22 protein-coding genes are annotated in these 26,441 nt (G+C 52.0%); 18 read left to right on the forward strand and 4 right to left on the reverse strand.

The features are described 5' to 3' along the window. Positions 1 to 73 precede the first annotated feature (73 nt). On the reverse strand, positions 74 to 688 hold the full coding sequence (locus ACZ5AC_RS00125) for a ParB/RepB/Spo0J family partition protein (protein ID WP_464248945.1): 615 nt from the start codon (positions 686 to 688) through the stop codon (positions 74 to 76). Between the two features lie 218 nt (positions 689 to 906). Here ACZ5AC_RS00125 and ACZ5AC_RS00130 point away from each other — a divergent pair, with 218 nt between their 5' ends. The 8 genes from ACZ5AC_RS00130 to ACZ5AC_RS00165 all read left to right on the forward strand — a co-directional run bounded on the left by ACZ5AC_RS00130 (position 907) and on the right by ACZ5AC_RS00165 (position 11,676). Continuing rightward, entirely contained in the window at positions 907 to 2,553 is a 1,647-nt protein-coding gene (locus ACZ5AC_RS00130) for a class I SAM-dependent DNA methyltransferase (protein WP_464248946.1), read from the forward strand. Next, positions 2,543 to 3,886, forward strand: coding sequence for a restriction endonuclease subunit S (locus ACZ5AC_RS00135; RefSeq protein WP_464248947.1), 1,344 nt, complete (start codon positions 2,543 to 2,545; stop codon positions 3,884 to 3,886). The genes ACZ5AC_RS00130 and ACZ5AC_RS00135 overlap by 11 nt, the downstream gene beginning before the upstream one ends. Next, positions 3,883 to 4,632 carry an HNH endonuclease gene (locus ACZ5AC_RS00140; protein WP_464248948.1) on the forward strand — a complete coding sequence of 250 codons (750 nt, stop codon included), beginning with the start codon at positions 3,883 to 3,885 and terminating at the stop codon, positions 4,630 to 4,632. The genes ACZ5AC_RS00135 and ACZ5AC_RS00140 overlap by 4 nt, the downstream gene beginning before the upstream one ends. Next, the gene (locus ACZ5AC_RS00145; RefSeq protein WP_464248949.1) at positions 4,629 to 4,859 is read left to right on the forward strand and encodes an ABC-three component system middle component 6; all 231 of its coding nucleotides are present in this window, start codon (positions 4,629 to 4,631) and stop codon (positions 4,857 to 4,859) included. The genes ACZ5AC_RS00140 and ACZ5AC_RS00145 overlap by 4 nt, the downstream gene beginning before the upstream one ends. Beyond that, positions 4,856 to 6,595 (forward strand): ABC-three component system protein, encoded by a 1,740-nt coding sequence (locus tag ACZ5AC_RS00150; RefSeq protein ID WP_464248950.1) that lies wholly within the window; start codon positions 4,856 to 4,858, stop codon positions 6,593 to 6,595. The genes ACZ5AC_RS00145 and ACZ5AC_RS00150 overlap by 4 nt, the downstream gene beginning before the upstream one ends. A 4-nt stretch (positions 6,596 to 6,599) precedes the next feature. Next, positions 6,600 to 7,748, forward strand: coding sequence for a hypothetical protein (locus tag ACZ5AC_RS00155; protein ID WP_464248951.1), 1,149 nt, complete (start codon positions 6,600 to 6,602; stop codon positions 7,746 to 7,748). A gap of 6 nt (positions 7,749 to 7,754) precedes the next feature. Beyond that, positions 7,755 to 10,931, forward strand: a complete 3,177-nt coding sequence (locus ACZ5AC_RS00160) for a type I restriction endonuclease subunit R (RefSeq protein ID WP_464248952.1) — start codon at positions 7,755 to 7,757, stop codon at positions 10,929 to 10,931. Between the two features lie 61 nt (positions 10,932 to 10,992). Beyond that, entirely contained in the window at positions 10,993 to 11,676 is a 684-nt protein-coding gene (locus tag ACZ5AC_RS00165) for a DUF6946 family protein (RefSeq protein WP_464248953.1), read from the forward strand. A 224-nt stretch (positions 11,677 to 11,900) separates the two neighbouring features. On the opposite strand, the gene ACZ5AC_RS00170 is transcribed toward ACZ5AC_RS00165, so the two are convergent. Further along, positions 11,901 to 13,487: a DUF3987 domain-containing protein gene (locus ACZ5AC_RS00170; RefSeq protein WP_464248954.1), complete on the reverse strand. Its 1,587-nt coding sequence runs from the start codon at positions 13,485 to 13,487 to the stop codon at positions 11,901 to 11,903. A 611-nt stretch (positions 13,488 to 14,098) separates the two neighbouring features. On the opposite strand from ACZ5AC_RS00170, the gene ACZ5AC_RS00175 reads away from it, so the two are divergent. The 8 genes from ACZ5AC_RS00175 (at position 14,099) to ACZ5AC_RS00210 (ending at position 21,099) form a co-directional block, all read left to right on the forward strand. Next, positions 14,099 to 14,770 (forward strand): ERF family protein, encoded by a 672-nt coding sequence (locus ACZ5AC_RS00175; RefSeq protein ID WP_464248955.1) that lies wholly within the window; start codon positions 14,099 to 14,101, stop codon positions 14,768 to 14,770. 382 nt (positions 14,771 to 15,152) lie between these two features. Continuing rightward, positions 15,153 to 16,040, forward strand: a complete 888-nt coding sequence (locus tag ACZ5AC_RS00180; RefSeq protein ID WP_464248956.1) for a hypothetical protein — start codon at positions 15,153 to 15,155, stop codon at positions 16,038 to 16,040. 81 nt (positions 16,041 to 16,121) lie between these two features. Beyond that, positions 16,122 to 17,108, forward strand: a complete 987-nt coding sequence (locus tag ACZ5AC_RS00185; protein WP_464248957.1) for an AAA family ATPase — start codon at positions 16,122 to 16,124, stop codon at positions 17,106 to 17,108. 50 nt (positions 17,109 to 17,158) lie between these two features. Continuing rightward, positions 17,159 to 17,467, forward strand: coding sequence for a hypothetical protein (locus ACZ5AC_RS00190; RefSeq protein WP_464248958.1), 309 nt, complete (start codon positions 17,159 to 17,161; stop codon positions 17,465 to 17,467). 35 nt (positions 17,468 to 17,502) lie between these two features. Continuing rightward, positions 17,503 to 17,784, forward strand: a complete 282-nt coding sequence (locus ACZ5AC_RS00195; RefSeq protein WP_464248959.1) for a hypothetical protein — start codon at positions 17,503 to 17,505, stop codon at positions 17,782 to 17,784. 41 nt (positions 17,785 to 17,825) lie between these two features. Further along, positions 17,826 to 18,824 (forward strand): DUF3150 domain-containing protein, encoded by a 999-nt coding sequence (locus tag ACZ5AC_RS00200; protein ID WP_464248960.1) that lies wholly within the window; start codon positions 17,826 to 17,828, stop codon positions 18,822 to 18,824. Positions 18,825 to 18,895: 71 nt separating this feature from the next. Continuing rightward, positions 18,896 to 20,653, forward strand: coding sequence for a cobaltochelatase CobT-related protein (locus tag ACZ5AC_RS00205; RefSeq protein ID WP_464248961.1), 1,758 nt, complete (start codon positions 18,896 to 18,898; stop codon positions 20,651 to 20,653). Positions 20,654 to 20,910: 257 nt separating this feature from the next. After that, a complete protein-coding gene (locus tag ACZ5AC_RS00210) occupies positions 20,911 to 21,099 on the forward strand; it encodes a hypothetical protein (protein ID WP_464248962.1) in 189 nt (62 codons plus the stop codon). A 384-nt stretch (positions 21,100 to 21,483) separates the two neighbouring features. Here the strand turns inward: ACZ5AC_RS00210 and ACZ5AC_RS00215 are convergent, their stop codons facing one another. Further along, complete coding sequence (locus ACZ5AC_RS00215; RefSeq protein WP_464248963.1) at positions 21,484 to 22,848, reverse strand: sigma 54-interacting transcriptional regulator; 1,365 nt, start codon at positions 22,846 to 22,848, stop codon at positions 21,484 to 21,486. 10 nt (positions 22,849 to 22,858) lie between these two features. Beyond that, positions 22,859 to 24,613 (reverse strand): ATP-binding protein, encoded by a 1,755-nt coding sequence (locus ACZ5AC_RS00220; RefSeq protein ID WP_464248964.1) that lies wholly within the window; start codon positions 24,611 to 24,613, stop codon positions 22,859 to 22,861. A gap of 568 nt (positions 24,614 to 25,181) precedes the next feature. Here ACZ5AC_RS00220 and ACZ5AC_RS00225 point away from each other — a divergent pair. Continuing rightward, positions 25,182 to 25,583, forward strand: a complete 402-nt coding sequence (locus tag ACZ5AC_RS00225; protein ID WP_464248965.1) for a hypothetical protein — start codon at positions 25,182 to 25,184, stop codon at positions 25,581 to 25,583. Between the two features lie 99 nt (positions 25,584 to 25,682). After that, the gene (locus tag ACZ5AC_RS00230; protein WP_464248966.1) at positions 25,683 to 26,279 is read left to right on the forward strand and encodes a periplasmic heavy metal sensor; all 597 of its coding nucleotides are present in this window, start codon (positions 25,683 to 25,685) and stop codon (positions 26,277 to 26,279) included. Positions 26,280 to 26,441 lie beyond the last annotated feature (162 nt).

Here is a 26,441-nt window from a genome sequence, read left to right on the forward strand (position 1 = left end):
GATTTTCTCTGAATGGATTACGGCCAGGATGACGGCGATGTCAATTTTTGGCTCTGACGTCGGAAGGAATTTTTCAACACGCTGTTAATCTGCCTCGGGTTGCCTTTTCCTGGGATTCTGCTTCAACCTTGGCCTCGTAGGCAGAAAAGAGTTTTTCCTGCGCTTCATGGGTGCGTTTTGTTGCGATTTTTTTCAGTTCACGAAGGGCAAACCGCTTATCTCCACGGACTTTTTTTCGAATATTTTCTGAAAGGCAGTTGAGCGACAATATTTCGGAGACAGTATTCGAGGCCTTCCCAATTATTTTCCCAAGATTTTCGTGGGTTTTGTCGCCAAATCTATCAGCAAGTTTTTTGAGAGCCTCTGCCGTTTCCATAACCGACAGGTCCTCTCGGACCAGATTTTCCACTAGGGCAAGTTCTTCAGCGTCCCCTGTCGTAAACCATGCTGGTATTGTTTCACGTTTCAGAAATTGATGAGCCCGGAATCGGCGTTCGCCAGATACGATGATGATTTGCCCGTCTTCCAGTTTCTTGACCAGGATGGGCTGGAGAAGTCCTTTATCATTGATCGAATCTGCGAGGTTTTTGAATTCATCTTCTGAGAAAACTTTTCGGGACTGATCAGGATTTGGCACTAGTTTGCTCAGTTCGAGATTGTAGAGTTGGCCGCATTCAAACTTATCCATGGTGTCTCCTCGTAGATGAATCATTTGATGGTGTTGAACATCGGCTTTGGTCATAATGCAATATTTGCTATTTCGACAATCAGATTTGGAATCGCTGGAGGCCATGATCTGGTTTTGGTGCTGGGTGCATTAATAGCTTGCAACTCCCCGAAATAATGTCTTGTGTCTTACGCTTACTCTGCGCTATGGCCCTGAAAGTTTTGTTGACAGGAGGAGCTTTGACGCCGCTTTTGTTTGTTTCGAATAGCATCTTTTTTCCTGGAGATTTGATTTTCATGGCTCGTCCCAAAAAAAATGACACCAAACCCACGGCCAACCTTGGTTTCGAGGCCAAGCTCTGGCTCGCTGCCGACAAGCTGCGGAACAACATGGACGCGGCGGAATACAAGCACGTTGTCCTTGGGCTTATTTTTCTCAAATATATTTCAGACACTTTTGAGGAGCACCGCGCCAAGTTGATCGCAGGCGTTGGTGATTATGAGGGCGCGAATCCCGAAGATCCGGATGAGTACAAAGCCGAGAACGTCTTTTGGGTTCCGGCGGATGCCCGTTGGCCCTATCTCCAGGCCAATGCCAAGCAGCCCACCATCGGCAAGATCGTGGATGATGCCATGGTCGCCATTGAGCGCGACAATCCGCGCTTGAAAGGCGTACTGCCAAAGGACTACGCCCGGCCCGGTCTCGACAAGCACAGACTTGGCGAACTCATCGACCTAATCGCCACCATCACCCTCACGGCCGCCAGCGAGGGTGAACAGACGCACCGTTCAGTCGATCTGCTTGGACGCGTGTATGAGTATTTCCTGACCCGCTTTGCCAGCGCCGAGGGCAAGAACGGAGGGCAGTTCTACACGCCATCCTGTGTCGTGCGTTGTCTGGTCGAGATGCTCGCGCCGTACAAAGGGCGCATTTATGATCCATGCTGCGGTTCCGGCGGCATGTTTGTGCAGTCCGAAAAATTCGTGGAAGCCCACGGCGGCAAAGTTGGGGACATCAGCATCTACGGTCAGGAGAGCAATTCGACCACTCGGCGTCTGGCGGTGATGAACCTGGCCCTACGCGGCATCGAAGCCGACTTCGGTCCTGAACACGCCGACACATTTCGCCGAGACCTGCATCCTGACCTGCGAGCCGACTATGTTCTGGCCAATCCGCCCTTCAATGATTCGGATTGGTTCCGCAAGGACGATGACGTACGCTGGCAGTTCGGCATCCCGCCCAAGGGCAATGCTAACTTTGCCTGGGTGCAGCATTTTATCCATCATCTTGCGGCCCAGGGCATGGCCGGTTTTGTCCTGGCCAATGGCAGCATGTCATCCAACCAGTCAGGAGAGGGCGACATCCGCCGCGCCCTGATCGAGGCCGACCTCGTGGACTGCATGGTGGCGCTGCCCGGCCAGCTTTTCTACAGCACTCAGATTCCGGTCTGTTTGTGGTTCCTGACGAAAAACAAAGGTGCCGAAAGCAAACGCGGTTTCCGCGACCGCCGCAAACAGACCCTGTTCATAGATGCTCGCAAACTTGGCATCCTCATCGACCGCGTTCACCGCGAGCTGACCGACGCCGACATGGCCAAGATCGTGGGCGTGTATCATGCGTGGCGACGTGCCGAGAACGTGGACGTGATGGGCTACGCGGACGTAGCCGGATTCTGTAAATCCGCCACCACAAGCGAAATCGCCAGTCATGGATTTGTGCTCACTCCGGGGCGTTATGTCGGAGCCGAGGAAGTGGAAGACGACGGCGAACCCTTTGAGGACAAGATGAATCGGTTGGTGGTCGAACTGCAGGGAGCGTTCGAGGAGTCCGCGAAACTGGAGCAGGCCATTAAGGCGAATTTGAAGGGGTTGGGTTATGGGGGGTAACGAGACAGCCGAGATCTCGGTTGGTGAAATCGCCGCGCCAATCAAGAACGCGCTCGTCGGAGGGCCATTTGGTTCCGATCTGGGAACTGCCGATTACGTCGCGTCGGGCGTGCCTGTTATACGCGGCCAAAACTTGAGTAATGGTAAGTTCGTGGGGGGGGAGTTCGTCTTCGTATCCGAAGAAAAGGCCGACAAGCTCAAATCTAATTTGGCGCGTCCAGGGGACCTCGTATTCACACAGCGAGGGAATGCAGTCCTGCACGGCGGGCAGGTTGCGATTGTCCCTGACAAACCTTTCGAACGTTACCTCGTTTCGCAGAGCCAGATGAAGCTCACGCCTGACCAAACTAAGGTCGAGTCGCGGTTTCTATACTTCGTCTTCACGTCGAAAAACTACAGGCACTATCTGCGGAGTAACGCCGTTGTGACCGGCGTTCCGCACATCAATCTTGGATTACTGCGGGAATACCCGCTGTCACTCCCACCTCTCACCGAGCAAAAAGCCATCGCGGAGGTTCTTGGGGCGCTGGACGACAAAATCGAATTGAACCGGCGAATGAACGCAACGCTGGAGGCGATGGCGCGGGCGCTGTTCCAGAGTTGGTTCGTGGATTTCGACCCCGTCCGCGCCAAACTTGATGGCCGCAAGCCTGTGGGGATGGATGAGGCTACGGCGGCGTTGTTTCCGGATTCGTTTGAAGATAATGAGGCTGGGCACATTCCAAGAGGATGGGAGGAGCGAACGATTGAGAGCGTGTGCAAGACGGTCACTCGTGGCGTTACCCCCGAGTATGGCGAAGGAACCGGTCGGTTCATCATCAACCAAAGAGTTAATCGTGGTTCCGACCTCGACTGGTCTTCACTCAAGGAGCTGTCGCAAGGTTTGGAAGTGCCGCCCGAGCGATTCGCAAAACGCTGGGACGTCCTCGTAAACTGTCTTGGAGAAGGAACACTTGGCAGAATCCATCTCTACAAAGGGGAATCGGACGTCTATGCCATCGACCAACACATGTCGATTTGCCGCGCTGAACACCGGTCTGGTGGAGCTTACATCTACCAAGTTCTTTCAGGTGCTGACGGTCAGGCGAAGATCGAGTGCCTGAAAACAGGGAGCACCGGAATGACAATGTTCAACATATCAAAATTGCGGACGTTCGACCTAGTGTGGCCGTCGGCAGACATTCTTGCCGCCTACTTCAAAACCGTTGAGCCGCTCTGGCTTAAAATCGCCAACAACGACCAAGAATCCCGCACCCTCGCCACCCTGCGCGACACACTGCTGCCGAAGCTGCTGAGCGGGGAGTTGAGCACCATAAAAGATGTCTCCAAATGAGCGCGTCATACCCAACAAAAGTTCTTTTGGCATTCCGCAGCGGTGACCGCTGCGCATTCCCTGGCTGTCCACGTCAACTCACTGTTGATGCGCCTGCCGGTGGAGATCCTGTCGTCCTTGGGGAGGCCGCCCACATTGCCGGCGAGCAAGAAAAGGCGGCCCGCTATGATGCGTCGATGACCGACGAACAAAGAAATCATTTCAGCAATTTGATCTATTTGTGTGGCGATCATCATACGCAGATCGACAAACAAGTGACCCACTTTCCCGTCGATGCGTTGTATCGGCTCAAGTCAGAGCATGAGGCAAAGGTTCGAGAAGGCCTGAACGCTGCTTTTGCACAGATCGGATTCACTGAGCTTCAGCTCGCGACGGCTTGGGTGAACAGGTATCAGCCAGATGCTGATCTCGCAGACCTTTCACTGCTCGCTCCCGAGGACAAGATTCGACGCAATGACCTTACAAATGGAAGCCGAGTAACCATCACGATGGGTCTCAGCGTTGCTCGGTTAGTTGGAGACTTCGTCCAGAACGAGGCGTTGATTGATTCAGACTACCCTGAACGATTGAAAGCAGGGTTTCTGGAGGAATATTTTCGCCTCTGGCGAGAAGGGCACCGTGCAGACGAGCTTTTCGACCTGATGTGTGAGTTCTCTCAGCGTGGACTGAAAGGGCAGTCTCAGCGGTCAGCCGGGTTAGCGGTGCTCGTTTACCTCTTCGAAAAATGTGACGTGTTCGAAAAATGATTCTGCCCACCAAACATATTCCTCTCGATCGGTCGCTACTCGGAGCTGGTGCGGTGCTTCTCTTACTTTTGGAAGCGCCCGTCACGCCGACGGCCATCTGGGACCGGGCAAAACACGCCCCCGAGATTGGAACGTATGGCAGGTTCGTTCTCACCCTCGATTTTCTCTATGCAGTTGGCGCGATCGACATGCTCGATGGCCTCGTCGTTAAAGGTGAACTCCCATGATCAAGAAGCTTTCGGCAAATCACCCGTCGTTTAAGACCATCGAGTTCAGCGCAGGGTTCAACGTTGTCTGGGCGGACCGGACGCAGGAGTCCACAAAGCGCGATTCTCGCAATGGCCTCGGGAAATCGACGCTGATCGAGATCATTCACTTCTGCCTAGGCGCGAAATCTTCGAAAGGGAAAGGTCTGCTCGTCGAGGCGCTGAAGGGATGGGAGTTTACCCTCGACCTCGAAGTCGATGGGAAAGAGTTCTCTGTCACGCGGTGCGTCGATGACCCGAACAATTTCTACGTCGAGGGCGATACGAGCGCTTGGCCGGTGAAGCCAAAAAAGAAGAAGGGTGAATACGCCTTTGGTCTGCGAGATTGGAACGCTCTTTTGGGTGACCTGTTTTACAAACTACCGCTCGAAACGGAGGAAAAATATCAGCCAACATTCCGCAGCCTTGTCTCCTACAGTATCAGGCGCGGAAAAGATGCATTCTCGACGCCGTTCGAGCACCACAGGAAACAGGTCGAGTGGGATAAGCAGGTCCACAACGCCTTTCTGCTTGGGCTGGCGTGGGCGGATGCTTCGGAGCTTCAGTTGCTCAAGGACCGCAAGAAGGGACTAGAAAGCCTGAAGAAGGCAGCGAAAACTGGCGTGGTAAAAGGGTTCGTCGGTTCCCTTGGAGATTTGGAGGCCAGACGAGTAAGGCTCCAGAAGAAGGGCGACGCAGAAGCCGCGGACTTGGCTTCCTTTAAGGTTCACCCTCAATACACCGAAATTCGAACCCAGGCGAATCAGTTGACGGGCGAGATTCATGAGGCTTCCAACAAAAACGCTGTGGATCAGCGAATGTTGTCCCTCTACGAGAAGGCCCTCACGGAGGAAAACGTTCCGGTGCCGAACGCCATCGAGAAGTTGTATGCTGACGCCGGCATTTCACTGCCGGGAGTGACTTTGCGCCGGATAGAGGAAGTGCAGGCATTTCACCACGACATCATCGAGAACCGCCGTGGGTTCCTCGCTGCAGAAGTGTCGCGACTGAAACGGGACGTGCTGGCCCGCGAACAGATAATCAAGGAGAAGAGCAACGAGCGAGCTACGGTGATGGCGGTTTTGCAAACTCATGGTGCCCTTGAGGAATACACGCTGATTCAAAAGCGGCATCTTGAGACGGTCAACGAACTCAACTCGGTTACTTCATCGATCGACAACTTGAAAGCCTGTGAGATCGGCTTGAGCCAACTGAAGATTGATCAGGAAGTCCTGCAGCAGAAGGCACGGCGCGACTACGATGAACGGCGTGAGATTTGGGAGAAAGCCATCGAGCTATTCAATGCGTTCACAGAACGCCTTTACAACGTGCCGGGGCGTTTGGTTATTGATGTCGCTGCGACAGGATTCAAGTTTGATGTCGAAATCGAGAGGTCGGGCAGCAGCGGTGTCGGAAACATGAAGGTCTTCTGCTACGACATGACGATCGCATCCTTGTGGGCGGAAAAATCTCCATCACCAAAGCTCGTAGTTCACGACAGCGCGATCTTCGACGGCGTTGATGAACGCCAGCGGGCGTTGGCGCTGGAGGTTGCGGCGAAAGAGGCGGAGGCCCGTCAGTTTCAATACATCTGCACCCTCAATTCCGACGAGGTTCCCTGGTCCGAATTTACAGAAGGCTTCGATCTTCGCGCTTTCGTCAAAGCGACGCTCACAGATGCAAATGTGAGCGGCTCACTCTTGGGTCTCCGTTTCTGACACCATGAGCACCAGCACCCCAATCAACGAAAACAGTCTTGAGGTCTATTTTAAGGGACTGGATGAACTCGTAGTTGAATGCCAAAATGCGAACACTGCTGCTCATGCAAAACTAGAAGTGCTTCTCCAGGAGAATCCATCCCTTGTGTGGCGAATGGTGGCTGCTCGCAAAGGTTTCATATCGGATTCCGACAAGGAAAAGGCATCACCATTTTTGCCCATAGGATTTTTCAGAGATTTAGACGTCGAGGACCGGGTAGTTCTGTATACGATCACGTTTGACGCTTTAGAGCGGATTCACACCGAGCAGATGATGGCGAGGCTTGAGCATTACAGCAAAGAGCAACCTCTTTTCAAAGCGCTGCCTGAGCTTTGGGCGCAAATCCGCGTGTCAGGTGAGCGGGACGCAGATCTTATCAACGCTGGGGAACTCGAGTTCGTGGATGGGACTGCGTTCGCAAGATTTAAGGGCCGATTTGTGGAACTGGATCGAGGGCTAAATCCGGGACTCTTGAGGTGGATGAGGCACCAATTTCGAACTTCACCGCTCTACGTTCGTCTCCACCCTCATCGAGTTTTTGATGAGTTGCCAAGGTCACTACTCCAAGAAGCCATCATCAGACCCATTGACCCCAATTGGTGGACAACTCTAAAAGTCTACCCAGGAAACAAAGATGGCTTAGCTCATGAGCTGTTTCCGCCAGCGACGCCGAAAGAGGACTTGGAATCATGGTGGGAATATCATGCGAAAGGCATCCGTCGTTTAGAAATGTCCGTCGGCAGGCGGAACCGCGGCAATCTTTCGGTGATGATCGAAGAGCTGACCCGCCCGGTTGGGAGTCATGAGGAAGTTCTTGGCTTGTGTGTGCATATGGATACGGATTCAGCCGTCGGAACTGCCGCCCTTGATGCCCGCCTCAACCACCTTGATTTGGCGCTTAATTGGTATCCCGGTGCGGATGGTGAATCGCGGTTAAATCAGCGCCTTGATGCTGGTATGGTTCAGACAGCTACTCGCTCCCATCTGCTGCGAGTTGAAGGCATTCCATTTACAGCGCTGTTCGAGATCACCTCGGCATTTTTTACGTCACGAGTTCTAGTGAGAGAATGGCTCTCCGCTCAGTCATTCACGATTCCACCTGCAACGCCGTAGAGAACCATGAGTCTCAACGAATCCCTCATCGAAGAAGCCACCCTCCAATGGTTCAAGGAACTGGGTTATGCAGCCCAGTACGGCCCGATGCTCGCGCCCGGTGAACTTGCGGCGGAGCGGGATTCGTTTGGTGATGTGGTTCTTGGTGCACGTCTGCGTGATGCTATCCGACGTCTGAACCCGGCCATGCCCGAAGAGGCGCTGGAAGATGCCGTGCGCAAGGTTTTACTGGTGGCAACGCCGTCATTAACGCAGACGAATCGCGCTTTTCACAAAATGCTCCGTGACGGAGTGCCGGTGGAGTATTCGCGGTCTGATGGCAGCATCGCGGGTGACCATGCGCGACTGGTAAATTTTGAAGATGTGCATGCCAATGATTGGTTGGCGGTCAACCAGTTCACGGTCATTGAGGGCCAGCATAACCGCAGGCCCGATATCGTGATCTTCGTTAACGGACTCCCGCTTGGACTGATCGAACTCAAAAACGCGGCGGATGAGGACGCGACGATTTGGAGCGCTTATGCTCAGCTCCAAACCTACAAGGCGCAGATTCCCTCGCTGCTGCATTACAATGCGCTGCTTGTGGTCAGTGACGGCTTGCAGGCCCGCATGGGCTCGCTGACCGCGAACCAGGAATGGTTCAAGGTCTGGCGCACCATTGATGGGGACGCAGATGCGCCGAAGTCGGCTCTTGAACTGGAAGTGCTGGTGCGCGGAGTGTTCGAGCGACAGCGGTTTCTCGACCTGCTGCAGCATTTCATTGTCTTCGAGGAGGACCCGGACTCCGGCGCGTTGCACAAGATCATCGCGGGCTACCATCAGTTCCACGCTGTGAACGCAGCGGTGGAAGAGACCATTCGCGCCTCGCTCACTTCGCATGATTTCGCGGAAAAAAGCGCAACGCTCAGCGAGAGCGCGGGTACCTACTGGGCGGGTCGCATGCATGGCGGCAAGCCGGGTGATCGGCGTGCGGGTGTTGTCTGGCACACGCAGGGTAGCGGCAAGAGTTTCACCATGCTGTTCTTTGCCGCTCGGGTGATCCGCGAGAGCGCGATGCAGAATCCGACTCTGGTGGTCTTGACCGACCGTAACGATCTTGATGACCAGCTTTTCGGTCAATTTCAGCGCTGCCATGACATTCTCGGTCAGACGCCGGTGCAGGCCGCGAATCGTGAAAAGATGCGCGAATTGCTGGCCGTGGCGAGTGGGGGAGTGGTCTTCACCACGATCCAGAAATTTTTGCCCGAGCGGGGAGAGCGGATGCCCTGCCTGAGCGAACGCCGGAACATCATCGTCATCGCCGACGAAGCGCACCGCAGCCAATACGACCTTATCGACGGCCTGGCCCGGCATATGCGGGACGCCTTGCCAAACGCCTCCTTCATCGGTTTCACCGGCACGCCCATCGAGAAGACGGATGCCAACACGCGGGCGGTATTTGGCGATTACATTTCCATCTACGACATTCAGCGTGCCGTTGCCGACAAGGCCACGGTACCGATCTACTACGAGAGCCGCATCTCGAAGCTTGGCCTGAACGCCAGCGAGTTGCCGACGCTCGACGCGGATTTTGAAGAGATCACCGAAGGCGAAGAAGAGACGAAGAAGGAAAAACTGAAATCCAAGTGGGCAGCCTTGGAAGCGTTGGTGGGTGATCCGAAACGCGTCGCGCTCATCGCCGCCGATCTGGTTGCGCATTTCGAGAAGCGCGTGGAGGCCATGGACGGCAAGGCCATGATCGTTTGCATGAGCCGCCGCATCTGCGTGGATTTTTACGAGGCGCTCATCAAGCTTCGGCCAGATTGGGCCAGCGCCACCAATGACGACATCGAGGCCGAGAAAGGCAAAGACTGCGTGGTCAAGGTGGTGATGACCGGCAGTGCCGAAGACGGCCCGGACTGGCAACCGCATATCCGCAACAAGGACAAGCGCCGCAAGCTGGCCAACCGTTTCAAGGACAGCAAAGACCCCTTCCGGATTGTGATCGTGCGCGACATGTGGCTGACCGGTTTTGACGCCCCTTGTCTGCACACCATGTATGCCGACAAGCCCATGCAGGGGCACGGGCTCATGCAGGCCATCGCCCGCGTGAACCGCGTCTTCCGTGACAAGCCGGGCGGTCTGGTGGTTGATTATCTGGGCCTTGCCGATCAGCTCAAGCATGCCCTGGCCAACTACACGGAGAGCGGCGGCAAAGGCGACCCGACGTTTGATACCAGACAGGCCATCGCCGTGATGCTGGAAAAGCACAATATCGCCTGCGACATCATGCACGGTTTCAATTGGGAATTATGGACTACCGGCAAACCCTCCGAACGCCTTGCCCTTATCCCTGCCGGTCAGGAGCACATCCTGAGCCAGGAAGACGGCAAGAAGCGCTGGGTGCAGGTAGTGACCGAACTTTCCCGCGCCTTTGCCCTCTGCGCCGCGAGCGATGAAGCGACGGAGATTCGTGAAGACGTTTCATTCTTCCAGGCCCTGCAAGCCGCGCTGAACAAGCAAAGCAGCAACAACCGCAAGACCCCCGAACAGATCGACGCGGCCATTCGCCAGCTCGTCTCGAAAGCCATCACCACCGAAGGCCAGGTCATCGACGTTTTCACCGCTGCCGGACTCCCAAGGCCCGACATATCCATCCTGAGCGACCAGTTCCTTGCCGAAGTGCGCGGCCTCAAACACAAGAACGTCGCCGCCGAGCTGCTGGAGAAGCTGCTCAAGGATGAACTCAAGATCCGCGCAAAACGGAACATCGTCCAGAGCCAGATGTTCAGCGAAAAGCTCAAGAAGACGCTCAACGCCTATCATAACCGTGCCATCTCGACGATGGAGGTTATTGAAGAGCTCATCACGCTGGCCAAGGAAATGGAATCCGCGACAAAACGGGGTGAGAATCTCGGGCTGACGGATGACGAAATTGCGTTCTACGACGCACTCGCAGCCAACGAGTCGGCAGTGAAGGCCCTAGGTGACGACAAATTGAAGGTCATTGCCACGGAGCTCATTACCCAAATTCGCAAGAGCGTGGCCATTGATTGGACGCTACGCGAAGGCGCTCGGGCGAAGATCCGGGTGATGGTCAAGCGCATCCTGAACAAGTACGGCTATCCGCCGGACCTCCAGGCAGAGGCGGTGAAGACTGTGCTGATGCAGGCGGAGTTGCTGTGCAAGGAGTGGGCGGCGTAACGGGTCAATAGAATGTTAGTTCACTCAATGATGCGTAAATGCCCTTTGGGAGGAATCAAATATGCCCCGTATCCTCGCGTTTACGTCTGGTCCTCAGGACTGGAAAGATCTGTTGGCCGCCCCAGTCAAACAATGGAAACGGGGATATTCAGCTCGGACTTTGGCGCATTGTTGGGAAGCTTCAGATGGCTTTCCGCCTGAGGTGGCGCAGCCATTTGCGATGAGCAATGAGCAATTGCTGGCAGGTTTGACTCCGATCCTCGCAGTTCCCGAATTCAAGGTGTGCCTGCCCGGTGGCAACCGAGCATCCCAAAATGATATTTTCGTTCTCGCCCGATCCGTGGCTGGGCCGGTCGTTGTCATGGTGGAAGGCAAAGTGAATGAGTCCTTTGGCCCGACCATTGAGGCATGGCGAAAGGATGCCTCTGCCGGGAAAAAGGCACGTCTGGAATTCCTTTCACGCACGCTCGGTCTTGAATCCAGTCCTTCCGGGTTGGTTCGATATCAACTCTTGCACAGAGCCGCATCGGCCATCATCGTTGGAGAACAATACAGAGCTGCCGCCGCAGTATTGGCGATCCACTCCTTCAGCCCCAAAAAAGCAGGTTGGAGGGATTATCAAGTTTTCACGCGATTGTTTGGGCTTGAGGCTCAAATGGGTGAAATTCAGCGCATTGGGTCGGCAACGCGCATTCCATTTTTTGGGGTTTGGGTTGCCGGGAATACAACATATTTAGATGATTGATTGTATTTTAGGCGTTCCTGATGCCTTGCCCTCCTTCTTCTATCTGTTGAAAGCCAGGGCTATACAATCCCGAAACTTGATTATAAAAAAATTGTAAGGATACTTTTTCCGACCCAATGTTCGGCCAGAGCATGCTTGTGCCTGATGGGCCGCTTTTAGAGTTTTTCTGGACTGACTATTGTAAAACCATTTATAAAATTCTCTACTGTTCAAGTAAAGAATTATTATTTCATATTTGTAAAATAATTTTTCTGTATAACATGATGAATATGAAAAAAATTAACTGAATAATATTGAGATTCAGGCCTTCCTGGTCCATTTTTTTGAGGCATTAAAATTTTACTAATAGCATTAGCATAAATCAGTGTGTCTAGAGCGATAATTATGTCCGCTCTATTTATGTTAGGAAGCATTCTCTGGATATCTCTTTGCTGAAATTGCATGATTTTTTTATCGATAATTCTCTGAGCAATAATATATGCTATGTCCTGAGAATTGTGTGGAAACGTATAATTGTTGAATGATCTCATATTTTCTGCAAGCCAATAGAAAAAATTCTCTGCCGTTTCGAATGTTTTTGACGTGATTATGTCGCAGTTTTCGTCTTGATTTTCGTATAGTTGAATAAGACCGGCAATAGTTGAAATATGGTAGCTAGCTTTTGCTCCCCAGTCACGAATGTCATAAAGAAATCCACCCTCTCTAATGGAAATTTCTATATTTGATATGAACAAATTAAATCGTTCTTTTGCTCTTTTGTCTAGACGCATTATCTTATATTGACTTTTTTTCTCTCTGACAGTTGATAAAACATGTTTTATGGTATTTTCGTAACTTCTGTATGCATAGTCTGGGAATGCGATGTCGCTGTAATGTCTGTTTCCGATATTTCTCTCATCAGCTATGCAAATTAAGCATCTTGATCGTAAGCCGCTGCTTACTATGACGTTATTTCTAAAAGTTTCACTCAGGATGCTTGGTTGTGCTGCAACGCACGGTGATATTATCGGATTAACTAGGTTTATTGGAGGTTCTTTTTTCCTTGTTTGATCTATGGGATCTCCATTGAAAAGTCTTAACATTTTGTCGAGATTGTTAGAACTTCCATCTGCTGATTTTAATGTTCGGAGAAAACCAGCTTCGCTGGTCATGACCGCTATCCGTTCATCCTGTTCTGATAGTAGTTTGATTATGCCTGGAATTGTGAAGTCATCTGTAAATAATGAAAGTTTAACTTTATTTAATGATTCCAGCTTTATTTCGAGCGCTTTAATTTCATGTTTCATTTCTTCTAATTTTGATTGGTTTGTTATTTTTCTTGATACTTTGTAAAGATGGTTAATTCTATTTGTGCAAATTTTTGCTTCTATCTCATTGTCTTTTTTTTGTTTTTCGATTTCTTCATTGATTTCATTTTGAAAATCGAGATGAGGGCGCACCAAAAAGTTGTTTATAGGTGATTTTCCGTATCCAGAAGATGCGCAAAAAATAAAAAAAGCGTTTATTACGGATTTGAATATTCCGTTATCTACCCTGTAGAACCCTCTAACTGCGCAATTCATTGCTGCTAGCATTAGAGTAATTATATACATCGGTGAAATATTGAATTTTGTTTGTGCAAAATACGCACATTCTCTTATGATAAACGGAATATTAGTGAGGTCTGGTTGATCTATATGTTGCGGACAATTTATCCCGTCTGTATTATTAGAGTTGTATTGTACTGTTTCGTTCCATTTTTGCATTATTTCATAAAATGAAGGATAGTCTTTTTCAGAATCTTGAAGACTTGAAACCATTCGTAGCGCCATGCTGCCTCCTCGTTATTGCTGATGCTTGCTATCAATTAAATAATTTTTGAACCATTCTAAAAAACTGTCTTTTTCGTAAATAACGTGCCTTTTTAATCTCATTCTTGGCGGGCCGAGTTTGGCTGCATCGATATTCGACATATGGCCGACAGTTAATATTCCGCCAATTAGTCTCGGAAGTTCCTTTCGTGTAAAAACTGGTGGCATTGACTCTTGTAATTTGTTGATGATATGCATTATGTCCATATGAGCTTGCCTCGTTTCAGGGTTATATTCTTGTATATGTCTTTGATACCTCTCCTATCCCATATTGAAAGCAAATCTATCCCCAGCGTAGTTCTCGTCCTTTTGGTCGCTTTTTTTGGAGTGTTGCAATTTTTGGTATAAATTTCAGTGTGATAGAAAATGCTCGATTTTTCTAAGCTGGATGTCTTCTTGGGGAGTTGTGAATTCGATGCCAAATTAACTCTCATCAACGTGCTGGAGCTTGCTGGTCTTTCCTAGATTGTCGTTCATCAAATTTCAGATACATATTACTCCTTTGAATGCGCAGCCATATTTCCTCTCATAGGGCAAAAAACTGTGTGAGGATCATTTTTAAAGGAGTGACCATGCACCATCAAGATTACTGTTCCCCTGAAACCACGAAACTGGCCAAAGCCCTGATCCAGGTGCAGCGCACCTTGCAGCCTGCGACCAAGGACCGTCTCAATCCTTTCACCCATTCCAACTACGCCACCTTGAACAGCGTCATGGATTCCTGCCGTGAAGCACTGCTCACCAACGGTATCTGGCTCACCCAGTATCCAGTCCCTGCTGAATCTGGTCATCTCGGCCTAGTAACCAAACTGGTCCATGCTGAATCCGGACAGTGGCAATCGTCCCATGCCGTTGTCCCTTTGCCGAAAAACGATCCCCAGGGCCTTGGCATCGCCATGACCTACATCCGGCGCTACTCCATTTCCGCCATGCTCGGCATCGTGACCGAGGAAGATACCGATGGAAACTTGCCCAAGGATTCCGGCAAGGGTGGACTGCGTCAGAAAAAGGCTCCAGCCATGCAAGACTCTGGAGTATCATCCCCTCATCCTCCCAGCCGATCACAACCAACCCAACTCCCCAAACTCGACGGGATCACCTACCAGGAGATCACCGCCACTGACGGGCAGGTATGCATCGTGGCCACCGGCAACACCCAAGCCAAGAAGGAACTCCTGGCCGGCGCCGGATTCAAATGGAATCCTCAACGCAAGATGTGGTGGAAATATGCGCAAGCGTCATGAAAATCGGGACACAAAACACAAGCGAAGGCTGCTCCACTCGGGCAGCCTTCGTCATTTTGGAGGGTAGTAAATGCCAGCACAAACTCATGAGGAGAGGGCTCAAGGGCTCATGTCGCTCTTAGCCAGGGGGCTTGTAGAAACGTCGGCTCAAAGAACCGCGTCCTCATTGGGGGACCGGAGCCGGTATATCGGCATGTCGGATATCGGCCGTGCCCTAGAATGCCCAAGGGCAGCAGTGGGGAACAAGCTTTTCGGGAATAGCGCCGAGCTGCAACCGAATCCGGATGGCCTCTCGTCAATGCTTAGCAAACAACTCCGTCTGCAGCGGGGGCATTGGTTCGAGGCAGGCGTTTCCCAGGTCTTTCAAAATCAGGGGCTTCCCGTGATCGAGCAGCTGGAAATTCAAGCCACCCATAACCAAGTGCCGATCAAGGCCCATTTGGACTTCACGTTTGTAAGCGCAGTAGGACAACCCACAGTCCGGATTCTGGAACTCAAAAGCTGCGAAAGTATCCCGTCAACGCTGTATTCTTCTTACGAAACTCAGGTCTATGGCCAAGTCGGGCTTCTACGCGCACTTTGGGATCAACCAGCTTTTGGTGTGAATGGTGAACCGGGTAGGGCGGAATGTTCCGGGCTCACTTTTCCGGAACTCTGCCGGGAGAGGCTTGGGGTAGAAATGCCAGCGGATGCATCCCTCGTGGATATCGAGGCATGGGTGCTTTGTTTGTCCATGTCCGAGGCGAAGGCATTTGGTCCGTATCTGCCTGATAAATCCATGCTGGGTCTTTGTCTGCAAACGGCGGTTGAACTTTGGACGCTCACTGATGAGGTACGGTCAAACGGTGGCGATATTTTCGAAGTGCCCACCGCCAAGGGTTTTCATGCCCTGTGCCCGTGGTGTGAATTCAATGCGGATTGCCCGAAGTTTGAAGGTGTGGATCAGCCGCAGTGGTGTCCGGATCTGGAAAGACTGGCAACGCTCAAGGGCGAATTGGCACGGCTGGATGTGGAAATATCCGCAATCGAAGATGGGCTCAAAACAGCCTACAGACTCTCCGATGTCAGCGGCAACTGGATCAATGCCGATAATCAGCGTTTTCGGGTGTCGTCCCAATCCGGACGGCGCACCCTGAACCGTGAGCAACTCCGGTGGGAACTTGCCGCCATAATGGGGGAGGACAAGACAGAGGCAATGCTTGCTCGTTGCGAATCGGAGGGAAAACCCTTTGAGCGCTTGATGGTCAGCAAAATCAACAACCGTTCATAATTCTGCATCCGCATAACAAACAGGTCCCGACTTCCCTTCACTGGGAGGCCGGGATTTTCTATTTTCTAGGAGGAAATAAACATGGCCAATACGATTCACGAGGAATTTGCGAAATTGCAGCCTGTCGACTTGGACGCCGGCAACGTCTTCAGCGGTAGCCCATCCGGCAGGATGATCAAAGGTTTTGCAACCCCTTGCTCCTACACGCCAAATCCTGATCCCGAGTACATCTTCCATGAGACCAGCCGCGACATCGTGGTCTGGCTCATGAGCACATCCGATCCCCTGTATGTTTTCGGTCCCACTGGTTCAGGAAAAACCAGCGCCATCAAGCAGCTTGCCTCCAGGCTCAACTATCCGGTCTTTGAGGTCACGGGGCACAGCCGCCTGGAATTTCCCGACTTGGTTGGGCACTTGTCCGTGCGAAACGGCAGCATGGAATACGAGTATGGTCCATTGGCCCTGGCCATGAAGTTTGGGGGGATATTTTTACTCAACGAAATCGATCTGCTCGAACCCTCAACGGCCACCGGGTTAAACGGTGTCCTTGACGGTGAGCCTCTGTGCATCGCCGAGAACGGCGGTGAGCTTATAAACCCGCATCCCATGTTCCGATTCGCGTCCACAGCCAATACCAACGGTGGATCCGATGAAACCGGATTATACCAGGGCACACTCAGGCAAAACTTGGCTTTTCTCGATCGATTTTGGCTGTGTGAGATGGGCTATCCTGCGCGGGACGCAGAGGAGAAACTTCTGGGCGGATGCTGCCCGAAACTCCCTGAGGCTGTCCGTAAAAAGATGGTCGAATACGCAACCGAAATTCGCAGGCTCTTCATGGGCGAAGCTGGTGCTGGTATCGCAAACAGTATCGAGGTCACGTTCTCGACCAGGACGCTGCTGCGTTGGGCTGATCTGACGGTCCGATTCCAGCCACTTTCTCGTCAGGGCATTCAACCTGTGACCTACGCCTTGGACCGGGCTTTGGGATTTCGCGCCACTCGGGAAACCCGCGCCATGCTCCACGAACTTGCACAGCGCATTTTTCCGCAGTCCATGGGGGAGTAGGTGGGAGTGTAACTGCTGATACCAATACAGGTGCGAGCACTCCTGATGATATGACCAAAGTGCGCATGGCCCTGACTTCGGTCCTATTGGCCATGTCCGTCGATTCGTCTTTTCTTTCGACCTGCCAAACTCCTCCTTCCATCATTCTTAAAAAATCAAATCCCCATGGCGGCAAATTCTGGAAAGGCTGTGCGCTACCGCATGGTCTGTCCATCCGCTTTGGGAGAATTGCCACTGTCGGCCAAGAACGACTCCTTGGGTTGGATCGGTGCATCCGCGCCAATCCCGTTCAGGAATTGATGAACCGGGCGCTTACCAAAATTCACGAAGGCTATCGGCTGGAGTTCGATACGGCCTGATTTTCAAAACCCAACCCGTTGAAGGGGTAATAGATATGGAATTTACAAATCTTGATTTCCCTTTTTGCCAGTCCATTGAGCTGGCCAAACAAATCCCCACGACCGGATTCCGCTACCACTGGAAAGCTGAAGCCGACGCCCTTGGCCTGACCATCCGTATCTGGCTTAGAGATACCGAAGGCGTGCCATTTCAGACATGCATCACCCGCATCATTAAGAGCCAAGAGTGCAAGAACGAAAGCCCCATCCAGGAGATGTGGCGTAGGGTGCTGGAAAAAATAGACCGGCAGGATTTCATCATTGTGAACGGAAATTAGGGCGCCACACCAGGCGCTCTTTTCATTTTAAGGAGAAGAAAATGAACACGCAAACCGACATCAAGGTCCTGGACAATATTCTCGCCCTGCACCTTGAAGTGAATATCTGGACCGCTCGCAAGAAATTAAGCCCTGAGGATTTTGACGGAGCGACTCTCCCACCTGATGATCTTGCTTCCCTGGGCAGCAAGCGGATCTGTGACCCGGAGGACTTGAGGGTATTCGGAACGCTCAAGGCCAGAGCCGTGAGCCTGTTGGACCGGCATGGTGTCCGGTTCCTTGGTGGTTGGGCCATCCCAGAGAATCAGGCAGACGCCATCGTGACAGAACTTGAAGAGATCCTGCACGACTTCAACACAGCCAAAGAGGATTTCCTGGCCCGCTATGACGAATCCGTGCGCGAATGGATCGCCAAGCATCCGGGCTGGGAGCAGATCATCTTCGATTCCACGGTCAGTGCCGACTATGTGCGCAGTCGCATGGGTTTCCTCTGGAGGCTGTATCGCATCATGCCGCCAGATCCCGCAGACCCGGTCATGGTCGGTATCAAGGACGAAGTGGAGGGCTTGGGGCAAACGCTTTTCGGAGAAGTGTCCAAGGCTGCCACTGAAGCCTGGCACAAATGCTTTGCCGGAAAGACCGAGATCACGCGCAAGGCCCTCTCGCCCTTGAAAACCATTCATCAGAAGCTCTCGGGTCTGAGCTTTGTCGAGCCACGGGTTGCTCCGGTTGCGGACCTCATTCATACCGCGTTCGAACACCTGCCCAAGCGTGGCAAAATTGAGGGTGCGAACCTGCTCATGCTCCAGGGCTTAGTGTCCCTGCTGCGAGATACGGACGCCCTCATTGAGCATGGACAGAAGATCATGGACGGGACGACCTCCAAAGACGTTTTGGCCATCCTGGTCGAAGGGCAGGGGGAGATGCCGGAGTTGGATGTCCAGGAGGAGTTGGGCATCGTGCCCACGGTGGACGATTTGCCGCCGATCTTTCGGGACATACCCATGCAGCCTGTGCTGCCCAGCTGCGGGTTGTGGTGATAGCAAACCTATTGAAACGATCGAACGCCCTGGAGTCACAAGCTCCGGGGCTTTTCGCATTTGGAGGTCTGATGATCGACACAAGAGCCGTGATGCGCTCGCTGCCATTAGTGGCAAGCGTGCTCGGCAGAAAATACGGGGTTAAGGTCGAGATCGGTGGGATGGATGCCTATACTGACGGCAAGACCATTCATCTTCCGGCCCTGCCAAGTGAGGTTCCGGACTCGTTGCTGGCAATGGCCAGAGGCTACCTTGACCACGAAGCAGCTCATGTCCGGGAAACGGATTTCTCGGTACTGGAAGAGGCCAAGCTCTCACCATTAGAGATGTTCGTTTGGAACACCGTTGAAGATTGGAGGGCCGAACACAAACTCGCGTCCATATTTCCAGGGTGCCGCCAGAACTTCGATTGGCTCATCGCGCATATCTTCGGCTCGGAAGAAAGGGACGAGTCTGTTCAGCCTGCAATGAATATCCTCAATTGGCTGCTGCTGGAAGTTCGGTCCTGGGATGTCCAGGCTCTGTCCAACAAGCGGGACACTCTGGCTGGACAGTTGGACATGGACTTTCCAGGAGTGCGGCCAAAGATCGAACGTGTGCTGAAGTCGGTTCGAGCCAATTGTCGTTCGACCCAAGACGCTATCGACTTCGCCCGTGAAATCGCGCGCGTTCTGGATCAGTTCGCGAATCCTTCCACACGGCCGGTGCCGACCGATCAGGTCGACCCCGAACAACAGAATACCCAAGGGGAAGGGAAGTCTCCGGCCTCAACCAGTTCAGGCAGTGGAGAAGTTGGCAATAATCAACAGAAGCAGGAAAATCCTTTGGAAACTGAGGGCACTTTCTCGGGCGGAGATGCCCAAGAAGGGTCAGCAGTAGAGGACTACTCACCCACTACCGATCAAGCGGATTCCTCAAGAGATGATCGCTTAGATGACCCCGGTGAAATCGGGGAGGATGCTCGGGATCACCTTCTAGATCTGCTCGGGGCTGGAGAGGATGAACTCCCGCAAAGCCTAGGGGATATCCTGGCTGACGCCCTGCAGGTCAATTCGAGTCGGTCGAAAGAAAGCGCTGTCACCGTGGCCGTTCCGACGACAAAAAATGCAGGCCCACTTTCCGTAGATGATGTTCTGGAGGCAAAGCAGGCGTCCATGGCACTACGGACCAGGCTGCAGGGACTTCTGCAAACCAAGATCCTTTCCAGAGCTTCAAGCGGAAGAAGAGGGCGATTGGATACCGGTCAACTTCATCGGCTGGCCGTTTCGGATCCTCGGGTGTTTCACGTCAAAGCCGAGCGGGTTGGGATTGATACCGCCGTGCACATCCTACTCGACTGCTCCGGGTCCATGGTGCGCAGGATTCGTCTGGCCTGCCAGGCCTGTTACGCTGTCGCTTCGGCCCTGGATGCATCGAAGATCAATGTTGCCGTGACCGCCTTTCCCAGTTCGCAATTACCAAGCGGATCCTATTCGACTGTTGCCCCCATTATCGCGCACGGCCAGAAAGTGCACATCGGTCTGGACCTTACGCCTGCAGGCGGGACGCCCATGGGGGAAGCCTTGTGGTGGGTCATGCAGGATATGCTGCCTCTGAGCGAGAGGCGAAAAATCATCCTCGTCGTGACCGACGGAGAACCGGATTCCATGGACTGCGCCGTCCAGGCAATTGAGCAGGGGAGCAGGGCAGGGTTCGAAATATACGGCATCGGAATCACCAGCCCAGGCATCAATATGCTGCTATCCGGCCGCAGCGTCGTCGTGAATTCCATGGCTGACTTGGCGCCTGCCATGTTTGTACTGCTTGAGAACGCGATTCTGAGGCGCTGACTTGTTTTCCAGAAAACCAACAATCACACGGGGGGCCAATGGTCCCCCGATTTGTTTCAACCATAGAAAATGGAGGCGTTATGAATTCAAGGTACTTCAAGGAGCTGATCTTTGGTCCGCCTGACAGGATTATCCGTTTGGGCCATACCCTGCACAATCGCCCCGGTGGGCTTTCAAAAGGAGGAAAGACCATATGAGTTGGGGACCAGCCATAGCTATCGCGATCGCAGTGCTTGAAATCGTTAGGGAGACTCTCGATGACTGAAGAAATCATGCCTATGGAGGACAGGATGGGAAAAATACTGAGTTTTATTGGTGGATGCATCGCCGGAGTTGCCGGCGTGTTCGCGGTGGCGGTGATGTCGGAACTTTCAACATCTGGTGAGAGAAATGATGGCGACAATCCGTCAGTCACCGCTCATAGTGTGGAGGTCGATATGAAGTAATTGTTATGAGGGATGGAAGGCTTATGCCTCCATCCCTATTCAGGGGTGCGGTGTAATGCTGATTGGCTATGGCCTGTAGCACCGAGTACTGCTACAACAATTTATGTTAAGTCTATGTCTGCAGTATTGTACGGGTGCATGGTGATAGTCTGGGTGTGAATTGATATAGATTGTGCGCTAAGATGATTTTCAGTCTTGGTGTATAAATAGATTTCTCGTGCATGCAACGTCAACTGGAACGAGCGAAAGCTGTTGAGCTTATGAAAAAAAATCTTTTTACGTCGTTTTAGCGCTAGATGTTAACAACAGAAAAGGAATTTTCCCTACAATTTATTGTGTCAGATGGGCCGTAAACAATAAACAAATGGAGGTGTTGTCTTCTACTTAACGTTGCAGCTTTGCCAAGAGAGTCTTCCTGGTTATCCCAAGTTTTTTTGCCGCCTCAGTTTTATTTCCTTTTGTGATTTCTAAGGCGGCCAGAATAGCCTCTCTCTCAACTTCATCCAAGGGAAGAATGTCTTCACTTTGGACAATCTTGGATGTTGCATTGTCATGACTTTCAAGGGATTGATCTATGCTCAACGGTAGTTCCCGCTCAGTCACATACTCACCCGGCACGAGCACAACAGCTCGCTCCACAGCGTTCTCCAGTTCTCGGATGTTGCCGGGCCAGTCGTACTTGAGGAGCATGTCCATGGCCTGGGGCGTGAAGCCTTTGACAATTTTTCTGTTGGTATCCGCAAACTTGTGCAGGAAATGCATGGCTAGGAGCGGGATGTCCTCTCTTCGATCTCGAAGTGGTGGAACGACGACCGTCATCACGTTCAGTCGGTAGTAAAGGTCTTGTCTAAAATTGCCCGCTTCGACCTCCTCCTTGAGATCCCGGTTCGTCGCCGCCACAATCCGTACGTCCACTTGGATGGTCTGATCGTTACCCACCCGTTGGATCTCCCTGGACTGTATCGTCCGCAGGAGTTTGACTTGCATGGCAGGGGAGATCTCGCCGATCTCATCGAGGAAGATGGTACCCTTGTGGGCATGCATGAAGCGCCCCTCCCGCCGCTTGTCGGCACCGGTGAATGCTCCCTTCTCATGCCCAAACAATTCTGATTCCAAGAGTGTTTCGCTTAGGGCCGCGCAATTGACGGTGACGAGAGGACCGTTTTTGCGAGAACTGTTGAAATGGATGGATTTGGCGATAAGTTCCTTGCCAGTGCCGGACTCGCCGGTAATGAGTACTGTGGCTTCACTTGGCGCGATCATGGCCACCATATCCATGAGCCGTCGTATGGCTTCGCTCCGGCCGACGATATTTCCGGGGTCGAAAGAAGAAACCAAGCGCTCCTTAAGCTCCTGATTCTCAGCCTTCAAGGAAACATGCTCCAAGGCCCGTTCCATGGTGAGTCGGAGCATGTCAAAGTCGAGAGGCTTGGTCAGATAGTCATAAGCCCCAGCTTTGATCGCCTCGACTGCGGACTCTACGTTTGAGTAGGCCGTCATGATGATGATTGGGATGGAAGGATTGTACGACTTGATCTCCTTTAGGGCTTCGATTCCGCCCATTACGGCCATACGGACATCCATGAGGATCAGGTCAAAGGGTTTTTCCTTGGCTAGTTCCACGGCTTTTGATCCGTCATCGACCCCCTCCAATTTATACCCCCAACCCTTGATGAGAGCCTGAAGGATGGTTCGGTGGCTCTCATCATCGTCTACGACGAGAACGGTCGTTTCATGCCTGGCGGCCATGTATTTCTCCTTATTTTCTCTGAGTGGGGATCAAGATGCTGAACGCCGTGCCCTTGCCTGCGACACTCCTGACTTTGATCTCTCCCCGGTGCGATTCGATTACCTTATGAACGATGGCGAGCCCAAGGCCGGTGCCCGAGGATTTCGTGGTGAAATACGGGTTGAATATGCTTCCGAGGTTTTCTGACGGGATGCCCTTACCTGAGTCCTCTATTTCAATGCAAATTTCTTTCACGCCAGTGGCAGATGCTCGAACGGCAAGTATTCCACCGCTTTCCATAGCTTGGACTGCGTTCAGGTAGAGGTTGAGCAATGCCTGCGTAAAACGATCAGGATCAATCTCAGCGTTGGGGAGTTGTTCGTCCCGAGTAAATTCTACTCGAATTCTCTTGGCATTAGCATCTTGGCGGATGAGGCGAAGTGAGTGTTCAATGATGTCGTTTACATTTGTCGGCCGGGTCTTCAGGTCAGAAGGTTTGGCAAACTCCAGCAGTTCAGTAATGACTCTGTTCAAACGGTCCACTTCCTTGGTCATGACCGCAACAAGTTTCCGTCCTTCACTGCCTTCTTCGCACTGACCTTCAAAATATTTAGCGAATCCTTTGATTGATGAAAGCGGATTCCTGATTTCATGAGCAATGCCGGCCGCGAGGCTGCCCAATGCGGCAAGTTTCTCCTTGCGGCGCACCTCCTCCTGGAGCCTTTTAACTTCTCCAAGATCTCTGAGGATCAAGATGTTTCCGAGAAAGTCTCCCATTTCGTTGGCGATCTTTGCGGCGCTCACACTCAATGGTATGGCCTTGCTGTCAACGGCGCACTCGATTTCACGCTCAATGATCGCTTCTCCGCTATCGATGACATCATTCAAATTGCACAAGTTCGTCGGCAGTATTTCATCAGGCAGTTTGCCCGATACGAGGGACGCTTCAAGCCCGAATATTTTTTCTGCTGCCTCATTCACGACTGCCACGCGTCCATCGCTTCCTGTAGTGATGAGACCGACTGGAAGATTTTTGATGATTTCTGATGAGAATGCTTGGGTGTTTTGGAGTTGTCTCCTGGATAGGCGGTAGCTTTGTGCCCCGAAAAGCATCATGACGCCACCGATTCCAAGTAGGAGAAGAACGGAGGAAAGAACTACAGTGTTACGAAAGTCCTCGGCTTGGGCCTCCTCGAATGGTGTAACATCGAAGCCGGCGAAGATGATTTGTCGGGCCGGACTGCGTGTGCCTCCTCCTTGCCCCCAGTCGCACCAATCTTGTCCGCCCATTCTACCGCTATGGCCAAGCGCAGGTCGCCCAGTCATAGGGGCAAAGTTGCGATAGATTTCAAAGACTCGCTGTTTGTTTGAACCGTCCTCAATCCGCCATTTTTCAACGGTGTTCACTTCCAGGGACTGAATCTTCTGCCGATCATACAATTTCTCCCCAACCTTGGTCTGATCGCTGTGGGCCAGGATCGTCCCTTCCTCGTCAGTCACTGCCATGTAAAGGATACCGGCTTGGCCTGCGGTCTCGTGGAGGAGAATTTGAAGTTGGCGTCCACTCCAGCGCATACCCATGCCAGTCCTGGCTGCCGATTCGAAGGCTCTTATTATGGTCGCTCCCTTTTCCATTAGCGTCTGGGAAGTCAAAGCCTTTTCCCGGTGTGTGTTCCGAACGGCCATGACAACGACAATTGCGGTCATGATTCCGGCCGCTCCGATGATAAGCCAAGGGGGAATTTTCATCCAGGAACGTTGTGCATCCAGGGATTTCTTCATCATTTCCAACCTCTTTAATCTGAAGGGCCAGCGCTGGTTAACGTTTGAAACAGATATATCCTGCGCGTAAAAAGTACGCGTCGCGCCACCGCTTGGCGAGTAAAATTTACGCAAAATTGGCCTTAGTTTCCATTAATAGTTTTTTCTAAAAATAAAAATAGTCATTAATTTCATGCTTTTACTCTAAAACTGCCATTTTGGCACGCCTGTTGCCTACAGTAAGATAACGAGGGCGAGTCTGGCGGTGGCTAAGGCTCATAAGCAAAAGGAGATTAATTTATGTGGAATTGCGGATATTTTCACTCTTCTCAATGGGGCAGCTTCAGTGCTCACTGGATATTTGGTGTATTTTTAACTGTAATAGTATTATTGCTGATTGGAATATTTTTACGGGGATTTTTAAGAGCGAGTAGAACTAGATTCCACGATAGGGACGACTCTTTACAGATCATAAAACATCGTTTTGCAAATGGAGATATTACGCACGAGACATATCTCGAAATGAAAAAAATTATTAAGCAATCGTAATCGTTTTAAAATAAAAAAAATCAACATCAATTTGGAGGATATTATGTTTAGCAAGATCTTAAATCGTATTTCTGTTAGTTTTGCTGCTGTGCTTGTTGTTGGAGCTATGGTTGTTTCAAATGCCGACACAGCTCGCGCACAGGATTCTGCGAATAAGCAGGCCGCGAATGTCGTGACGAGTCAGGCAACTTATGGTCAGCCTAGCAATAACAACTACCCGCACCCCATGACGGGTGCAGGGTACACCCAGACAGGCCAGCACGGTTATGGTCACGGTGGGGGAAATGGAATGTTTTGCCCCACGATGGGAGGCATGAGCCATGGTGGCGGCATGACGGGCAACATGAACCATGGTGGCGGCATGACGGGCAACATGAACCATGGTGGCGGCATGATGGGCAACATGGGCCACGGTGGAGGTATGATGGGTGGTTGGAATCGTTAATAGGTCATCCCGCTCTCTAAGGCGAGTCCGAAATTTGAATCTATAATCCCCGATGTCGCCTGATTTGGAGGCATCGGGGCAAAAGAAAGGAGTACGACAATGAAACGCACTTTAATTATCGCTTTGATGGCTGCTTTTTTGATGGCTACCGGACTTTCTACGGGCGCGTTCGCCCAAGGCATGGGTCATATGGGGATGGGCATGGGGAATGCCCAACTCTCGGTTGAACAGCAGGCCGTTTTACAGAAAATCTACCAGGAACAAGGGCAAGCCATCTCTAATCTTAGTCAGCAACTCATGGACAAGCAGTATGAATTGAACGCCCAGCTTGCAAGTCCGAATGCCGATGAAAAGCGAACCCAGGTCCTGGCAAAGGAGATCACCGAACTCAACGGCAAGATTCTTGAGGCCCGTATCAGCTTGCAGAAACAGCTCATCAAGGAGGGTTTGCCTGTCTCCGCTGGCTTCGTCTGCCCCATGATGGGTGGCACAACAGGCCATGGCGGGGGAACTGGCATGCCCATGGGCGGCCCTATGATGCACGGAGGGATGGGCATGATGGGAGGTGGAATGCGGCATGGTGGTGGAATGATGAATGGCTGCATGGGCATGATGGGTAACGGAATGCAGCCTGGAAACGGTACTATTTACCATACCCCCACCGGCCACGGAAGCAACGCCCCTGCCAATCAGTAACCTTCCCACGCCGATATCAGCCCATTGAAACCAGCAATCCCTTTCCCCGCATGGACACGAGTTCGTGCGGGGATGTTTTTTTCAAAGGCGGTCAGAAGCCCAGAGCAATAACTTCTCAAGTTGAAATGACTTACCTGGTTCCAACACGATCTTCTGTCATTT

It is taken from the genome of Desulfomicrobium aestuarii (genome assembly GCF_055385525.1).